General features: G+C 44.8%; 10 protein-coding genes and 1 tRNA gene. 9 read left to right on the forward strand and 2 right to left on the reverse strand.

Annotated elements, in window-relative coordinates; genetic code table 11:
• Window positions 1-46 precede the first annotated feature (46 nt).
• Window positions 47-3,304: an ATP-binding protein gene (locus QUA40_RS05290; RefSeq protein WP_333122449.1), complete on the reverse strand. Its 3,258-nt coding sequence runs from the start codon at window positions 3,302-3,304 to the stop codon at window positions 47-49.
• Between the two features lie 396 nt (window positions 3,305-3,700).
• Here QUA40_RS05290 and QUA40_RS05295 point away from each other — a divergent pair, with 396 nt between their 5' ends.
• From QUA40_RS05295 to QUA40_RS05325, 7 genes are all read left to right on the forward strand, one after another.
• Complete coding sequence (locus tag QUA40_RS05295; protein ID WP_333122452.1) at window positions 3,701-4,636, forward strand: circadian clock protein KaiA; 936 nt, start codon at window positions 3,701-3,703, stop codon at window positions 4,634-4,636.
• A 188-nt stretch (window positions 4,637-4,824) separates the two neighbouring features.
• Window positions 4,825-5,139, forward strand: a complete 315-nt coding sequence (gene kaiB / locus QUA40_RS05300; RefSeq protein ID WP_006632119.1) for a circadian clock protein KaiB — start codon at window positions 4,825-4,827, stop codon at window positions 5,137-5,139.
• Between the two features lie 346 nt (window positions 5,140-5,485).
• Entirely contained in the window at window positions 5,486-7,048 is a 1,563-nt protein-coding gene (gene kaiC / locus QUA40_RS05305; RefSeq protein WP_333122455.1) for a circadian clock protein KaiC, read from the forward strand.
• Window positions 7,049-7,925: 877 nt separating this feature from the next.
• Window positions 7,926-8,108, forward strand: a complete 183-nt coding sequence (locus tag QUA40_RS05310; protein WP_333122458.1) for a hypothetical protein — start codon at window positions 7,926-7,928, stop codon at window positions 8,106-8,108.
• Window positions 8,109-8,192: 84 nt separating this feature from the next.
• Entirely contained in the window at window positions 8,193-8,405 is a 213-nt protein-coding gene (locus QUA40_RS05315) for an EAL domain-containing protein (RefSeq protein ID WP_333122547.1), read from the forward strand.
• A gap of 115 nt (window positions 8,406-8,520) precedes the next feature.
• Window positions 8,521-9,399 (forward strand): alpha/beta hydrolase, encoded by an 879-nt coding sequence (locus QUA40_RS05320; RefSeq protein WP_333122461.1) that lies wholly within the window; start codon window positions 8,521-8,523, stop codon window positions 9,397-9,399.
• Window positions 9,400-9,491: 92 nt separating this feature from the next.
• Entirely contained in the window at window positions 9,492-11,018 is a 1,527-nt protein-coding gene (locus tag QUA40_RS05325; protein WP_333122463.1) for a diguanylate cyclase domain-containing protein, read from the forward strand.
• Between the two features lie 72 nt (window positions 11,019-11,090).
• Here QUA40_RS05325 and QUA40_RS05330 read toward each other — a convergent pair.
• A tRNA-Arg gene (locus tag QUA40_RS05330) sits at window positions 11,091-11,163 on the reverse strand.
• Between the two features lie 367 nt (window positions 11,164-11,530).
• Here QUA40_RS05330 and QUA40_RS05335 point away from each other — a divergent pair.
• Both QUA40_RS05335 and QUA40_RS05340 read left to right on the forward strand, forming a co-directional pair.
• On the forward strand, window positions 11,531-14,398 hold the full coding sequence (locus QUA40_RS05335; protein WP_333122466.1) for an ATP-binding protein: 2,868 nt from the start codon (window positions 11,531-11,533) through the stop codon (window positions 14,396-14,398).
• Window positions 14,391-15,827: a response regulator gene (locus QUA40_RS05340; protein WP_333122469.1), complete on the forward strand. Its 1,437-nt coding sequence runs from the start codon at window positions 14,391-14,393 to the stop codon at window positions 15,825-15,827. Before QUA40_RS05335 ends, QUA40_RS05340 begins: the two co-directional genes overlap by 8 nt.
• Window positions 15,828-15,894: the final 67 nt, after the last annotated feature.

Here is a 15,894-nt window from a genome sequence, read left to right on the forward strand (position 1 = left end):
TACAGAGGAGTGAATTCCTCACTACAAACTGGTAAATTCTTCATTTTCAGGAACTTGAGTGAGTTAATAAAGTCTGTTGAATTTTGTCTAATAATTGTGCTGCCGACAAGGAAGAAGGCAAAATTTTGGCAGATACTTCTTGCAGTAGAAAGTCGATCGCCTCGGATTCCGAATTTACAGCAGAGCGATAATCCCAGACTAAAATTGGCAGTTTTACTGCCATTTGGCGCAAGTTCGATAGCGCCTGCAACATAGCGGGAGATTCTGAGGGGGCATCTCGCAAGCACAGCAAAACTAAGTCAACGCTTTGATATTGTAACTGCTGCAAAACTTCTGTCCAGCAGGGAGCGATCGACCCTCGAAATCCTGCGGTGTGGACGTACTGAATCAAAGCTTGAAAGTTGGGAGTAGAAAACTGGGAATTGGGGAGGGGAATCTCGGCATTTGTCGATCGATCGCAATGTTCCAATTCTCCCGTCGGGTTCCCCCCAGCAGTGCGGTGCAAATCGGGTAAAGTCGAAATGTCGGCCAATAAAATACTGGGCTTCCAACTCATGCCAGCAGCGACTTGAATCACTTGCCACAAAGCACTTGCCACCAACCCGGTACCTGAAGTTTCACTGTCGTCGGGACTGCGGGTAGCCAAACAGGGAAATACCGACAATTTTTTGACTTGATTTGCCAGTTGCGTAGTTGCGGGGTCTAAAGTCACCAAGGGGAGAGAACCCAAATTTCGAGACCGACTTAACTGTTCGATAAAAGCTAAGGGGTTTTGCAGTTGACTCGTACTGTCCAAGACGATCGCGTCAGGTCGCCAAATTCGGGCTACGAGTTCTGCTTGGTCGAGGTCGTCTGCTTCTAAAACCTGACAGTAGGTGGGGTTGAGCAGTAAAGCGGAACCTTGAGAGGAACTGTTTTGCGGGCTGAGCCACAACACGGTTAAAGAACTCCTCACTTTGCCGGTACTAGCATTACTGTGACCGATCAAGTCTGCCAGCAGCCGCCGCAAAGCGGGTTCTTCCACTGGCAAGCTCAAAAAGCCTTCGGCTCTGTTGACACTGGCCCGTTCTTTTTCGCCTCTGGTGGCCGTGATGATCGCCGGAATCGATCGGGTATCTGGATCGCTCTTGAGCAGCGTCAGCACGTCCCAACCGGACAGCAGCGGCAGCAGGGGGTTGAGGAAAATCGCTTCGGGACTGAACCTGCGGGCTTTTTCCAGCGCTTCGGTGCCGGAACGGGCGACTATTACTTGGTAGCCCAAACCCGATATGACGTTGGTTAAATCTTCGATATATTTGGGAACTGCTTCGACTATTAATACTAAACGAGAGCGAGAATTGGCGATCGGAGTCTGATATTTTGGTTTTAATAATTCTTCCTCGGTGGCTGTAGGTGCTGGGAATTCTTCGCTGCTGTTTCCCGGAGGATTTGGCGGCAGCAGCAGGGTAAATTGAGAGCCTTGGTTTTCTGAGGAAATAAACGAAACGTCTCCGCCGTGGAGCCTAGCTAGGCGTTGAGTCAGTACCAGTCCCAGCCCGGTTCCTTGAAAACGCCTGGTGAGGGGGCTTTCTAACTGTTGGAATTTCTGAAAGATCAGGTGCTGTTTGTCGGCGGGGATGCCGATGCCAGTGTCCCAAACAGTGAATGCGATCCAGCCTTCCCAAACATTTACTTTCAATCCGATTTTGCCGCCGATTTCGGTGAATTTTAGGGCATTGGAAAGGAGGTTGACCAGCATTTGCCGCAGCCGCAGTTCGTCGGCAATTAAGTGGCTCAGTCCTGGTTCTATTTCGAGTGTAAATTCTATTTGGGCGGAGGGTTCTGCGTTTGCTGTACCGTCCGTTTTGCTCGGGGCGGGAGGGTTTTTTTCTTCTTGCTGTTGCAGTTGTTTTGCTTGTTCAAAGGCTCTTTGGCAGGTTGATGCTATTTCGACCGGTTCGGGAATTAGTTCTAGCTGCCCGGTTTCCATCCGGGTCAAGTCTAATATATCGTTAACTATTGTCATCAAATGCCGCCCGCTTTTATGGATTAGTTTGGCGTAGCGTGTTTGGCGATCGTTGAGTTCTCCGATCAATTTATCTTTGAGGAGGCTGGACAAACCGAGGACGGCGGTGAGTGGGGTTTTTAGTTCGTGGCTGATGCAGGATAAAAATTCGTCTTTGAGTCGGTTGAGGTGGATTAAATCTGCGTTTTTCGCTGCTAGTTCTTTGGCGACTAAATGTTCTTCCGTGACATCTTGTCCCATTACTAAAATTAGCTGGTCTGAGAGCGGTTGTTTGACAAATTGCCAGATCCGTTCTTGACCTTTTTGTACGGGGCACTCGCAAATGTAGGTGTCTGGTTTGCCGGCCATCGGACACCAAGCTGGAGCGGTTAATGTTGAAGGGGAGGCTGCAGCGTACAGGGGGAGCGGGCAACTGGTGGCTGCTGTTGAATCACGCGCGGCGAAGCTATCCCGTAGGGAATCGCCCGATCTACTTGCTCCTACTAGGCTCCTGCTGTCTGTGGTGATGCCCTCTAACTGCACGCTCTTGTATTCGCTTGTTAAATGGCTTGGTTTGCGGGGCGAGTGTTTACCCAAATTTGCTGCTGGTTCTGGAACTGGTTCTGGACCTGCTCCCAGCAAAATCCGCCACGCTGCGTTTTGGCTGACTATTTGTGCGGTGGGGGTTTGCAGTCTCAGGGGCAGGGGCAGTTTTTCCAACAGTTGGACTAGAGAGTTTAGGTTTTCCGAAGGTTTCAATCCTGCTTCTAGAAAGCGCACTTGAGCGTCTAGGGCCGTGGCGATGGCTTCGGAAACCGGCCTTAATTCGATTTCTTTGACGGCTGTTGCCGACTCTGTGAGGCTGCACAGCGAGCTGCTGTTGAGTGCGGCGAATTGCAGCAGGCTCAGGCTGTCTAGCATTCCTAAAAATTGACCACTGGCATCTGTGAGGGCGATCGGGTGGTTTGATGAAATGCCGGCGGTTTGGCGGTTTTGCCGGGCTGGGGTGTTCTGTTCCTCTGTTTGCAGGTACTGCCAGAATTCGCTGACGCTCATAGCGGCGGGTAATGCCCTGACTGGTTCGATCGCGATCGGGCTTTCTGACAAAGGTTGCTGCCCGTCGTTTGTGCGATCTGCCGCGCGGGCCCAAAGGCTGCGGAGGTAAACTAATCCCACCGGCTGTAGCTGTTCGTTGACTACTGCGACTCGATCGCAGTTGCAGGATATGAAAATTGACAGCAGCGATTCTAGCGCAGCCGTTTGGAGGCACAGCGGCACTGGCTCGATAAAATTTTTGAGACTGGGGCTGGTGGTTGACATAACAAAACTGAGAGTCTGCTATAGATAGCAGTAATATTTTTGATACCCAATGTAGCTGCGGATTTCTATATCTTATTTGTTTTATATCAGTTCGCTATTAAGCCGGGGATCGGCACCGAGACAGGGGAGTTCGATGCCTACGCCTGATTTGAGGCGACTAGCAATTATTTTAAGGCTTAAGCTTAATTGCAGAAATCAAGCTCAGGGTGCTTGACACAAAAACCAAGGAGTACACTTTGATTATTCCTGTGCTGTAAGCACATCGCTTATTTTGCAGTTAAGATTGGTTAAAATAAATGTTGAGATGATTGTTAAAATGTTAAGTTTTTTGTAAAGGAGATATCAACTCTGAGCGATCCAGCACTTTCGGGCAACTTAGGTGGTGCACCTACAGCTTTGCTTCCCCAACTGTCTATCGGTATTTTTATCCGCTCTGAGGAAATCGCAGCCTCCGCGATCGAGCTTTTGAGAGACGAACGCTATGCTTTAACGCACATTAAGTCGGCAGTGGAGCTTTTGGGGTTCCTTAAGCACAATTATCACCTTGATTGTTTGGTTTTGGAGGTGGATGGGGATCTGCGATCGCTTCTGGGCAAGGTGCAAGAACGATCGCTCTTTTTGCCTGCTGTGATTTTTTCGCCTGACGCGCAGGTAAATGGCAAGCCGGAAGCACCATATTCAGATGGTTTTGAGGCCGCAGCTAGTACCGCCAACAACAGTCAAGACGAAAGCTGTACTTTTTTTTATCACCCTGCTGAGGTGCAACTGGCAATCGCTCGATCGAGCGAAATAGCTGCCGGTATCGATCGGGCGATCGCACAATTTCTGAAACTTTCAACTCCGGTTCCTGTCAATTACCAATCCGTAACGGTAGATGCGACAGCCCAATTGACTGCTCAAAGTTTGCTCAGCCGACAGCAGCGGCGGCTGGCGGAAAAATTACGGGAGCGATTAGGATACTTAGGTGTGTATTATAAAAGAAATTCCCAGATTTTTTTGAGAAATCTGTCTGGCTCTGAGAAACAAAAGTTTTTGGAGCAACTCAAGTCAAGTTATCGCGACATCGTTTTGAATTATTTTTCTCAAGATACTGCCGTCAACAATCAAATAGATGAATTTGTGAATTTGGCTTTTTTTGCTGATGTTCCCGTGACTCAAATTGTAGAAATTCACATGGAATTGATGGACGAGTTTGCTAAACAGCTAAAAATAGAAGGGCGCAGCGAGGAAATATTGCTCGATTACCGCTTGACTCTGATTGACGCGATCGCTCATATGTGCGAGATGTATCGGCGATCGATTCCCAAAGAAACCTCTCAAGGTAGAATGTAGAAGGGATTCGGCATAATTTAAGAAAGAAAAGGTAGAAGGTAGAATCTAACCAAAAAGAAAGGAGCCGACAAACGGCCGCGCGAGCGCGAGGCTGAAATTATTATAAAATAACAAAGAACAGCGGATTTAAGACAAATAACAACTACAACTAACATCTGGCAACTAATACTCAACATTTAAAAAAGTTCATGAGTCCTCTGAAGAAAACCTACGTTCTGAAGCTATACGTTGCGGGGAATACTCCCAACTCCGTGCGAGCTTTGAAAACCCTAAAGGACATCCTAGAACAAGAATTTCAAGGCGTCTACGCGCTGAAAGTCATAGATGTTCTTAAAAATCCTCAGCTAGCAGAAGAGGACAAAATATTGGCAACCCCGACGCTTGCCAAAATCCTGCCGCCGCCGGTGCGAAAAATTATTGGCGATTTGTCCGATCGTGAGAAAGTTCTGATAGGATTAGATTTGCTCTATGAAGAACTTCGCGAAGAAGACCTGAATTCATAAGATAATCAGGTGAGAGTCAGTCGATTTTAGATTTAAGACTTCGGTTTGGCGTGAAACGTTCGGCGAGCGCGAGCGTCGAAGCGTCGAGTCGCGCTCAGTCGAACGATTTTAGATTTTAGATTTACTCAACAGATGAATCTGGGAGGTTGAACAAAAGTCTAAAATTTTTATCTTTCCACGACAGGAGTACGTGGCACGGTATCGGTTTTTGGGCGGGGTCATTAGTCAGCAGTCAGCAGTCATTAGTTATTGAGCAAGAGCCCAAACTAAAAGCTGGGTACAAAGACTCATGATCGGCGGTTAATGAGTGACAACTAAAGAATACTGAGAGTTGACAAAAATCGACATGAATGAAATTAGTCAAACGGTTAAACGAGAAGGATTGGTAACGGCAGGAGTTGAAAAAATTCGCACGATGATTGAGGGTTTCGATGACATCAGTCACGGCGGAATGCCGCTCGGCAGAACCACCCTAGTCAGCGGCACATCAGGAACGGGAAAAACTTTATTTGCCGTACAATTTCTCTATAATGGAATTACCCATTTTGACGAAGCAGGAGTTTTCGTAACTTTTGAAGAATCTCCGACAGATATTATTAAAAATGCTTGCAGTTTCGGTTGGGATCTGGCACAGTTAATCGAGGAAGGCAAGCTATTTATTTTGGACGCTTCCCCCGACCCAGAAGGTCAAGATATCGTAGGAAATTTTGATTTATCAGCCTTAATCGAGCGAATTCAGTACGCCATTCGCAAGTACAAAGCCAAGCGGGTTTCTATAGATTCTGTTACTGCCGTATTTCAGCAGTACGATGCTGCATCGGTGGTGCGCCGAGAAATTTTTCGCTTAGTTGCGCGCCTCAAACAAGTAGGAGCAACTACAGTTATGACTACGGAACGGGTGGAAGAATACGGCCCGGTGGCACGGTTTGGAGTGGAAGAGTTTGTGTCGGATAATGTGGTGATTGTTCGCAACGTATTGGAAGGAGAACGCCGCCGCCGCACCATCGAAATTTTGAAGTTGCGGGGTACAACTCACATGAAGGGCGAATATCCTTTTACTATGACTAATGACGGAATTAATATTTTCCCATTGGGGGCGATGCGATTAACTCAAAAGTCTTCCAACGTGCGGGTTTCTTCCGGTGACAAAACTCTCGACGAGATGTGCGGTGGCGGTTTCTTCAAAGACTCGATTATTTTGGCTACGGGTGCAACGGGAACCGGCAAAACGCTGTTGGTGAGCAAGTTCTTGCAGAATGCTTGTATGAACGGTAATCGGGCGCTGCTGTTTGCCTATGAAGAGTCGCGGGCTCAGTTGTTCCGCAATGCTTATTCTTGGGGGATTGATTTTGAGGAAATGGAAGAGAAAGGACTGCTGAAGCTGCTGTGTACTTACCCGGAATCTGCCGGTTTGGAAGACCACTTGCAGACTATTAAATCAGAAATTGCGGAGTTCAAACCTTCTCGAATTGCTATAGACTCGCTGTCTGCCTTAGCTAGGGGTGTCAGCAATAATGCTTTCAGGCAATTTGTGATCGGAGTGACAGGTTTTGCGAAGCAGGAAGAAATAACCGGCTTTTTTACGAATACCAGCGACCAGTTTATGGGTTCTAATTCGATTACGGACTCACATATTTCTACGATTACTGACACGATTATTATGCTCCAGTATGTAGAGATTCGAGGAGAAATGTCGCGGGCAATTAATGTGTTTAAGATGCGCGGTTCATGGCACGACAAAGGAATTCGGGAATACACAATTACTGAAAGAGGCCCACAAATTAAAGATTCGTTCCGTGGTTACGAACGCATTATCAGCGGTTCTCCGACTCGGATTACGATTAATGAGAAGAGTGAGCTATCGCGGATTCTCCAGGGTGTGCAAGGTCAAGACGATGAGGATATTTGAGAGTTAGCAGTAATTCATCGTTGTTAAAAGTAGGTTGGGTTGAGCTAGGAAACCCAACTTTTTTAAGTTTAGGAGTTTGTGAACATTTATAGCAACCGCGACAATGTTTTGGAGGTTCTTAATTGCTGAAATAAAAGCTTTTATTGCCTTTTGTATCAGCGCCTTCTGCTATAGCAATCCCACTAAATAGGTTTTGGTAAAAATCTAGAGGTAAGGTGTTGTCACTCTAAATTGTATACCCTTTATCAAAAAGGTGAAGTACAAGTTGAGATTTGAGATTTTAGATTGGGGGATTGTGGGATTGAGGGATCTCTACCTCATCTTTATGAGAACTGCTATATATTTCAATGAAATCTCAAAAATCATAAAATCCTCTCTCTATCCGATTCTCGAACATAACAGAAAATCTTGCTGGCCTAGCAGCTTAGCCCCGCGTCGTGCCTATCTGTACTACCCCTAGATTAGCGGAACTCTGGGAAATTATTATACAAAAATCTTAATAATAATTTTATTCTCAAAAATCATTATTTACACCTCATCACCAGTATTAGCCTCTCTCTAGCTTCACAAGATGAAATGAATTTCGATAGCTAGCTCAAAAATGCAGATATTTTCCTATATTACGTTAAGGAATCGGGCAAACTACCTATAGTTTTTACACAGCAACAATACCTTCGCCCGAATCCAATACCTTGGCGATCGCAAATCTCTTGAATTGTGCTTGGAAAGCCAATACTTGCTGTATGATCAACCTCAGCTCGATTGACCCACAGGTAGCCTTGCTGGTGTTAAAGTTATACTAGGAGAGCATTCTCCTGAACTAGGTTGGATTCATCGCCATAGATGTATTCTCATCACCGAAAAAACTGGATTGATTTTGGCATGGAGCAAATGGATTTTAGAGCCAGCTTGCTGGCAATATCAGCAGTGGCTAGCCGCAGGACTAATTCTGCCTAATATCGTGGTGAATCTGTCGGCACGTCAACTCAGCCAACCGACTTTAATCGCTAAGAGCGATCGCATCCTTGAGCGAACCGAGATGAAGCCAAAATATCTATAGCTACAGATTACGGAAACTGTAAAGATGCTTAATGTTGACATTACCTACAATCTTTTTAGCCCATGATCGAAGCCTGGCATTGGGATTTTTGTCGATGATTTTGCGACTGGGTATGCTGCTTTTAACAACCTGAAAAATTTTCTGGTGAAGTCGCTCAAAATTGCTCGCTTATTTGTGTGCGATTTAGCCAGCGAGCCGAGCGATCGCGGAATTGCCCAACCCATACTTGTAATCCCACATGGCTTAAATCTAAGCACAATTGCCCAAGAAAAGGAAACCCCAGCGAAATGGGAATAGTTACAAGCGAGCGCCTAGGAAATCGGGCAGAGTTATATGTTGAGGCAGTCGGTCATTGCTGAGGTTGCCACTCAATTAATCCGACATCCTGAATTGTTGTCTACCACTCTTTGGGATGAGCAATCCTCATAAAAGCGCGCAAAAGTCTTATAATCAATTTAATGCTCGTGTCGATCAAATGACTCAAAAAATTTTACGGCGGAATAATATAAAAGTGTTTGGACAAGGCACCCAGACGATGATCTTTGCTCATGGATTTGGGTGCGATCAAAATATGTGGCGTTTCGTAACACAGGCTTTCGAGAAGGACTACAAAATCATCCTATTTGATTATGTAGGTTCGGGACAGTCTGATATTAGTGCCTACAGTTATGAACGGTACAGCGACCTCAATGGCTATGTTCAGGATGTCCTCGATATCTGTGAAGAATTGGCCTTGACTGATGTGATTTTTGTCGGTCATTCTGTCAGCAGTATGATAGGTCTTCTGTCCTCAATTCAAGCTCCTCATTACTTTAATCGCCTGATTTTCGTAGCGCCTTCACCCTGCTACATAAATGATTTACCAAATTATTACGGAGGGTTTGAGCGCAAAGATATTGAGGATCTCCTCGATATCATGGAGAAAAATTACATTGGTTGGGCAAGCTTTATGGCGCCAATGGTGATGCAGAATCACGAGAGTCCTGAGTTAAGTCAGGAACTTGAGGCAAGTTTTTGTTCCACCGATCCGGTGGTTGCAAGTCGCTTTGCCGAGGTGACTTTTTACTCTGACAATCGCAGTGATTTACCGAATGCCTCAGTACCTGCACTGATATTGCAATGTAGTGAGGACATGGTAGCTCCCACCGAGGTAGGGCATTATCTCCACCGCCACCTGCCTAAAAGTACGCTAGGGCTGATGAAAGCTACGGGACATTGCCCGCACCTGAGTCATCCACAAGAGACGATCGAGATGATTAAGGAGTATTTGAGTGTACCTCATACTACCTGATTTGTATGGCAAACATGACCTACCAGATAGACGAGCTACTCAACACGTCACCCTGTGGATTCCTCTCGTTTGCTGACAATGGTACGATCCTAATGGTCAACGCCACATTACTGCAATTACTCGGATACGAAACCGATGAACTGCGGGAACGGAAAATGGACTTTATTCTGCCAATGGCCAGCCGGATTTTTTTTCAAACCCATTTCTTCCCCCTGTTGAAACTTGACGGTAAAGTAGAGGAAATTTACTTCTCATTAAGGTCAAAGCAGGGTAATGATATACCTATGCTGATCAACGCTGTGCGTCGGGATAAGGGAGGAAGCTTCGTCAACGATTGCATCTTGCTCTGTATCCGCCAGCGTATCCTGTACGAAGGTGAAATTATTAAAGCAAAAAAAGCTGCAGAGGCAGCGATTCTCGCCCAAAAGCAAGCGGAAATCGCCCTGCGGCAACAGTACGACAAGGCAATATTACTTCAAGAAATTACTCAACACATCCGTCAATCTCTTGATTTGTCCACAATTTTTGAGATTGCTTCCCAGGAGATTCGCCTGTTTCTTGATGCCGAGCGCGTCGGCATATTTAAGTTCTATCCTGACAGTAATTTTGGATATGGTGAGTTTGTTTCAGAATCCGTAGGCGAAGGATGTAAATTGGTAAGCAGAAATCAATTTAACGACCCGTGTGGTAGTGAACAAGATCCAGATTCATATCAAGAAGGGAGAATGCAGGTAGTAGAAGAGATCAATAAGATTGACCTTCAACACTGTTACCGCGCTCTTTGGAAACAATTTCCGGTTCGGGCTAATTTAGTTGCGCCGTTGCTCAATGGACAAGAGCTGTGGGGGTTGTTATTTATTCATCAATGTTCTGCTCCTCGGCAATGGGAAGAATTTGAGATTGACCTTGTTAAACAGATTGCTAATCAGTTAGCGATCGCCATTAAACAAGCGGATATTTTTCAGAAGTTGCAGAAGGAATTGGCAGAAAGGCAGCAGGCCCAAGCGCGCATGAGAGAAATTAATCAACAACTGGCACTCTCTAACGAAGAACTAGCCCGCGCTACTCACCTCTTAGAACAAGTGGTAAATATTGATGGGTTGACTCAAATTGCTAATCGCCGCTGTTTTAATGACCGCTTAGAGCATGAATGGCAGCGGCTATACCGGGAACAAAAACCTATTTCTCTTTTGTTGTTTGATGTGGATTATTTCAAACGTTATAATGATTGCTACGGTCATCAAATGGGGGATGATTGTCTGTTCAAACTTGCTCAGACTGTGCAAGAGGTTGTGTACCGTCCGGCGGATTTGGTGGCGCGTTACGGCGGAGAAGAATTTGCCATTATTTTGCCTAATACTGATCTTGAAGGAGCGAGTTCGGTGGCACAACGGATTCACGCTGCTATTAAAGCTTTACATATTCCTCACAAAACCTCTGATGTGAGCGATGTAGTTACTATTAGTATGGGTATCGCTAACTTGATTCCGATTTCGGAACTATCATCGGCTGACTTGATTGCGATCGCCGATCGTTCACTATACCGTGCCAAGGAACAGGGGCGCAATCAGTCCGCGACCTGCTACAGTGGCGAGTCGATTTTTGACACTGGCGCTTAAATCACAATAATTGAAACCGAGGACAAAAATTTGTCCCCGGTTTCTCAAAGTCAGTCATTCTATAAATTTAAATGAGCACGGAGGGATTTGAACCCCCGACCCTCAGGACCGGAACCTGATGCTCTATCCACTGAGCTACGTGCCCTCGACTTTTTTGAGTATAACACGTCTTGCAGAAAATGGCGAGTGCCGATCGCAAATTTCTCGATCAGTCTCCAAAGTCCTTGATATGTGCGGGTTTCACTCGGCCGCGCGAGCAAATATCAGGTTGTTCTCAAAGCCAGAAACTGCAACTTTTACCTAAATGGTAACAATAATACGACAATGGGTAAAATAAGAGACTTTAATCGAGTAAACATTAGGTTCACATTAGATCGGGGTCGAGCATCTACCACAGCTAAAATAGCCCGCATCAATTGCCCCTAGCTAAGCGGCAGTAAATAAAGGTGCTGCTATTAAGACCGGTGGTACAAATACGGTTCTAGACTAAGTTCACCAAACCTCTCAATCTTATGGTTTCTAAAATGTTAGACAAATTCCCGCTGCGAACTGTTCTCATAGTTCCATTTGTACTGCAAATCGTGGGAGCCGTGGGACTTGTAGGATATCTGTCTTTTAGAAACGGACAAAAAGCAGTTAATAACCTTGCCAGTCAGTTAATGAGCGAGGTGAGTTTGCGTGTCGAGCAAAACCTGCAAGTTTACCTGACAACTCCCCATCAAATCAATCAAACCAAGCAGGATGCTGTCAAGCTCGGCTTGTTAAAGATGGGAAATTTATCAGCTTGGGAGAAATATCTTTGGCGGCAAGTACAATTATATCCATATATCAATTTTACCTCCGTTGGCAACAATAAGGGAGATTATAGAGCCGGTGAACAACTGTCTAACGGCTCCCGACTGATTAATGTGATAGAAACATCTACTGGGTTAAATTTTAATTCTTATAATACGAACGAGCGAGGCGATCTCACTACAGTTACTACCATTGCCAAAAACTATGATAATCGGCAACATCCTGCGTACCAAAAAGCCGTAAAAGTCGGCAAACCTACTTGGAGTTCGGTTTTTGTTTCCTTACTAGAGCCGACCTTAATTATCAGCGCTCTCCAACCCGTATACAGCGACAAAAATCAGCTAGAAGGAGTCTTATTTACTGCCTTGCGTCTCGACCATCTTGGGAGATTTCTTAACAGTCTCAAAGTTGGCAAATCCGGTCAAACATTTATTATAGATCGCCAGGGTACTTTATTAGCAACTTCCACAACAGAAAAACCGTTTCGCACTAAAGGTAATGAAAGACAATTATTTAAAGTAGAAGAAAGCAGCAACCCTTTTACTCGCTCGACAGCTAAATATTTGACGGCAAACTTTAAAAAATTAGACCAAATTAAAAAATCCGAGTTATTGAGCTTTGAAATAAATGACAAGCGACAATTTTTAAAAGTCCTGCCGTTTCAAGACGGCAAAGGTTTAGACTGGCTGATTGTCGTAGTTGTTCCAGAAGCAGATTTCACCAAAGAAATCGATGCCAATACCCGCACAGCGGTTTTGCTTTGTTTCGCAGCTTTAGGACTAGCTGTGGCGATCGGCATTCTGACTTCTCGGTGGGTAACAAACCCTATTTTAAGCTTAAATACAGCAGCAAAAAATATTGCTAAAGGTGAATGGGAGAAAACAGTACAAAGCGAACGTTCTGACGAATTGGGGGAATTAGCCAAGTCATTTAACAGCATGGCTCAACAACTGCAACAATCTTTTGAAACTTTAGAACAGCGAGTGCAAGAGCGGACGGCAGAATTGGCTGTAGCTAAAGACAAAGCTGAAGTAGCGAATCAAGCTAAAAGCACTTTTCTTGCTAATATGAGCCACGAATTGCGATCGCCTCTCAATGCAATTCTCGGCTTTTCCCAACTGATGACTCGCAGCCAAACTCTATCGCCCGAACATCAAGAAAATATTAGCATAATTAGGAGCAGCGGAGAACACCTCCTTACCCTGATTAATAACGTGCTGGATTTATCTAAAATTGAATCGGGGCGCACCACCCTCAATCCCCATAAAATAGATCTCTATCGCCTGCTCAATGACTTGGAAGATATGTTTCAACTCAAAGCCGATGACAAGCACTTGCAGTTGGTTTTTGAACGCAGTCCCGATGTGCCACAATACATAGAAACTGACGAGTTAAAGTTGCGACAAATCTTAATTAATCTGCTCAATAACTCTCTTAAGTTTACCGATAATGGCAGTGTAGCGGTCAGAGCTAGCAAGCAGTCATTAGGTAGAAATCAGCAAACCGAAGGGGGAAATTTTGAGCACTCCGAAGTATCACCCAATACAGAAAATCCAGCAATTAATGGTTTTAAAATATCTCAAGTCAGTCAGTCGAACAACCAGATTATTGTAACGCAAAATGACGATTCAGCTTCTACCTCTTCCTTCTTCCTTCATTTTGAAGTCGAGGATACTGGCCCCGGTATTGCTACCAATGAATTAGACGATCTTTTTGAACCTTTCATGCAAACCAAGACAGGCAAAGATTCGCAAGAAGGTACCGGCTTGGGATTGCCAATCAGTCGCAAATTTGTGGAATTAATGGGCGGCGAAATGAGCGTCTGTTCTGCTGTTGGCAAGGGAACTAATTTTAAGTTTGACATTCAAGTTATTGCGGTCGATGCGGCTGATATTGAAATCCAAAAACCGAGCCGGAATGTTATTGCGCTGGAACCCAACCAACACACCTATCGAATTTTGATAGTAGACGATAAACCGCTCAACCGCCAACTGTTAATTAAAATCCTTTGTCCTCTGGGTTTTGAACTAAAAGAAGCTACTAACGGTCAAGAAGCTATTGAGATGTGGGATAGTTGGGAACCGCATCTAATTTGGATGGACATGAGAATGCCTGTGATGGACGGCTACGAAGCTACGCAATACATTAAAGGTACTATTAAAGGTCAAGCTACTGCGATTATTGCGCTGACAGCGAGCGTTTTGGAGGAAGAACGGGCAGTTATTTTATCGGCGGGCTGCGATGCTTTTATGAGGAAGCCTTTCCGGGAAGCCGATATTTTTGATGCTATGCACAAACATATCGGAGTGCGCTATATTTATGAAGATCGGGGGCAAGCTAATTTATTGGCAATCAAAGAGGGCGATCGCGCAATGACTGCGACTGATTTCGTGAAATTGCCTGAATCGCTGGTAGCTGATTTAAAGCTAGCGATACTGAATGCAGATATGGATTTAATTGATACCTTGATAGAGCAAATTCGATTAAAGGATGCAGTAACTGCAGGTGCGATCGCAACTTGTATAGAAAATTTTGAGTACGACAAAGTTTTAAAGTTAATATCTCAAGCAATATCACATGAATAACGACATTCTTAGCACAGAGCGCGGTAACATTTTAGTAGTTGATGACACCCCAGCTAATTTGCGGCTGCTAGCCGGAATTTTGAATGGCAAGGGCTATAAAGTCCGCCCCGTACCTAGCGGTGAGTTAGCGCTTTCTGCGGCAAAAGGTATGCCTCCAGATTTGATTTTGCTGGATATTATGATGCCCGAAATGAATGGATATGAAGTTTGCGAAAGAATCAAAGCTGATGAACGAACTTGCGACATCCCGGTGATTTTTATTAGCGCGATTAATGACGTACTTGATAAGGTCAAAGCCTTTGCTGTGGGCGGGGTAGATTATATTACCAAACCCTTTCAGATGGAAGAGGTTCTAGTGAGGGTAGAAACCCATTTAGCAATGTGCCACTTGCGAAAAAAGCTGCAACATAAAAACGATGAACTGACAGTAACTTTAGAGCAACTGCAAGCAACTCAGAATCAATTAGTGCAATCGGAAAAAATGGCCGCATTAGGGCAATTGATTGCGGGCATTGCTCACGAAATTAATACCCCGCTGGGGGCGATTCGATCATCTATCGGAAATATTACCAGCTTTTTGGATAACAATCTCAAAAGTTTGCCAGTTTTTTTCAAAGAACTGTCAACCGAACGCCAGCAGGATTTCGTAAGTTTGATGTACATTTCTAGCCAACAAACTTACTCTTTATCTACGCGAGAAAAACGGGGATTGAAAAAAGACGTGAAGCAGCAGTTAGAGTCGGAAGGGATTGACAATGCTGATAGCCTTGCTAGCATTTTCGTCAACATTGGATTCCATGGAAATCTGCAAGAATTCTTGCCGTTGCTCAAAGACGCGGACAGCGAAAATATTATAAAAACAGCCTACGACTTTGCTAGCATTCACAGAAGCGCCCGAACCATCGCTACCGCTACTGAACGCGCTGCAAAAGTCGTCTTTGCCCTGAAAAATTATGCGCGTTACGATGTAAATGGGGGAAAAATACAGGTGAAGATTACGGAGGGAATTGAAACTGTATTAACTCTTTATCAAAACCAAATCAAGCAGGGTGTGGAAGTCGTCAGAAATTATCAAGATCAATTGCCTGTGGTACTGTGTTATCCCGACGAACTCAATCAAGTTTGGACAAATTTAATTCACAATGCCTTACAAGCGATGGACAATCAAGGAACTTTAACAATTGACGCGGTACAACAAGATACCAGCGTCTTGGTAAAAATTACTGACAGCGGTAAGGGGATGCAACCGGAGATTATTCCGAAAATTTTTGAGCCTTTTTTTACTACTAAACCTGCGGGAGAAGGCAGCGGGTTGGGATTGGATATTGTCAAAAAAATAATTGAAAAACATCAGGGTAAAATTGATGTCGAGTCGGCACCCGGTAATACAGCATTTACAGTTTATTTGCCGATTAATTTAACTGAGTAGGTAAAGCGTCGCAGACTGAAGTCGGGGGCTAAAATTTGCAGTCTACCGGCGCAGAATGTAGAATTTG

It is taken from the genome of Microcoleus sp. Pol11C3 (assembly GCF_036701485.1).
Lineage (GTDB): Bacteria > Cyanobacteriota > Cyanobacteriia > Cyanobacteriales > Microcoleaceae > Microcoleus.

Excerpts from the sequence above, each read along its gene's own strand:
- QUA40_RS05290 (WP_333122449.1), bottom strand. The coding sequence starts at position 3,304 with ATGTCAACCACCAGCCCCAGTCTCAAAAATTTTATCGAGCCAGTGCCG.
- kaiB (WP_006632119.1), top strand. The coding sequence starts at position 4,825 with ATGAGTCCTCTGAAGAAAACCTACGTTCTGAAGCTATACGTTGCGGGG.
- kaiC (WP_333122455.1), top strand. The coding sequence starts at position 5,486 with ATGAATGAAATTAGTCAAACGGTTAAACGAGAAGGATTGGTAACGGCA.
- QUA40_RS05320 (WP_333122461.1), top strand. The coding sequence starts at position 8,521 with ATGAGCAATCCTCATAAAAGCGCGCAAAAGTCTTATAATCAATTTAAT.
- QUA40_RS05325 (WP_333122463.1), top strand. The coding sequence starts at position 9,492 with ATGGTCAACGCCACATTACTGCAATTACTCGGATACGAAACCGATGAA.
- QUA40_RS05335 (WP_333122466.1), top strand. The coding sequence starts at position 11,531 with ATGGTTTCTAAAATGTTAGACAAATTCCCGCTGCGAACTGTTCTCATA.
- QUA40_RS05340 (WP_333122469.1), top strand. The coding sequence starts at position 14,391 with ATGAATAACGACATTCTTAGCACAGAGCGCGGTAACATTTTAGTAGTT.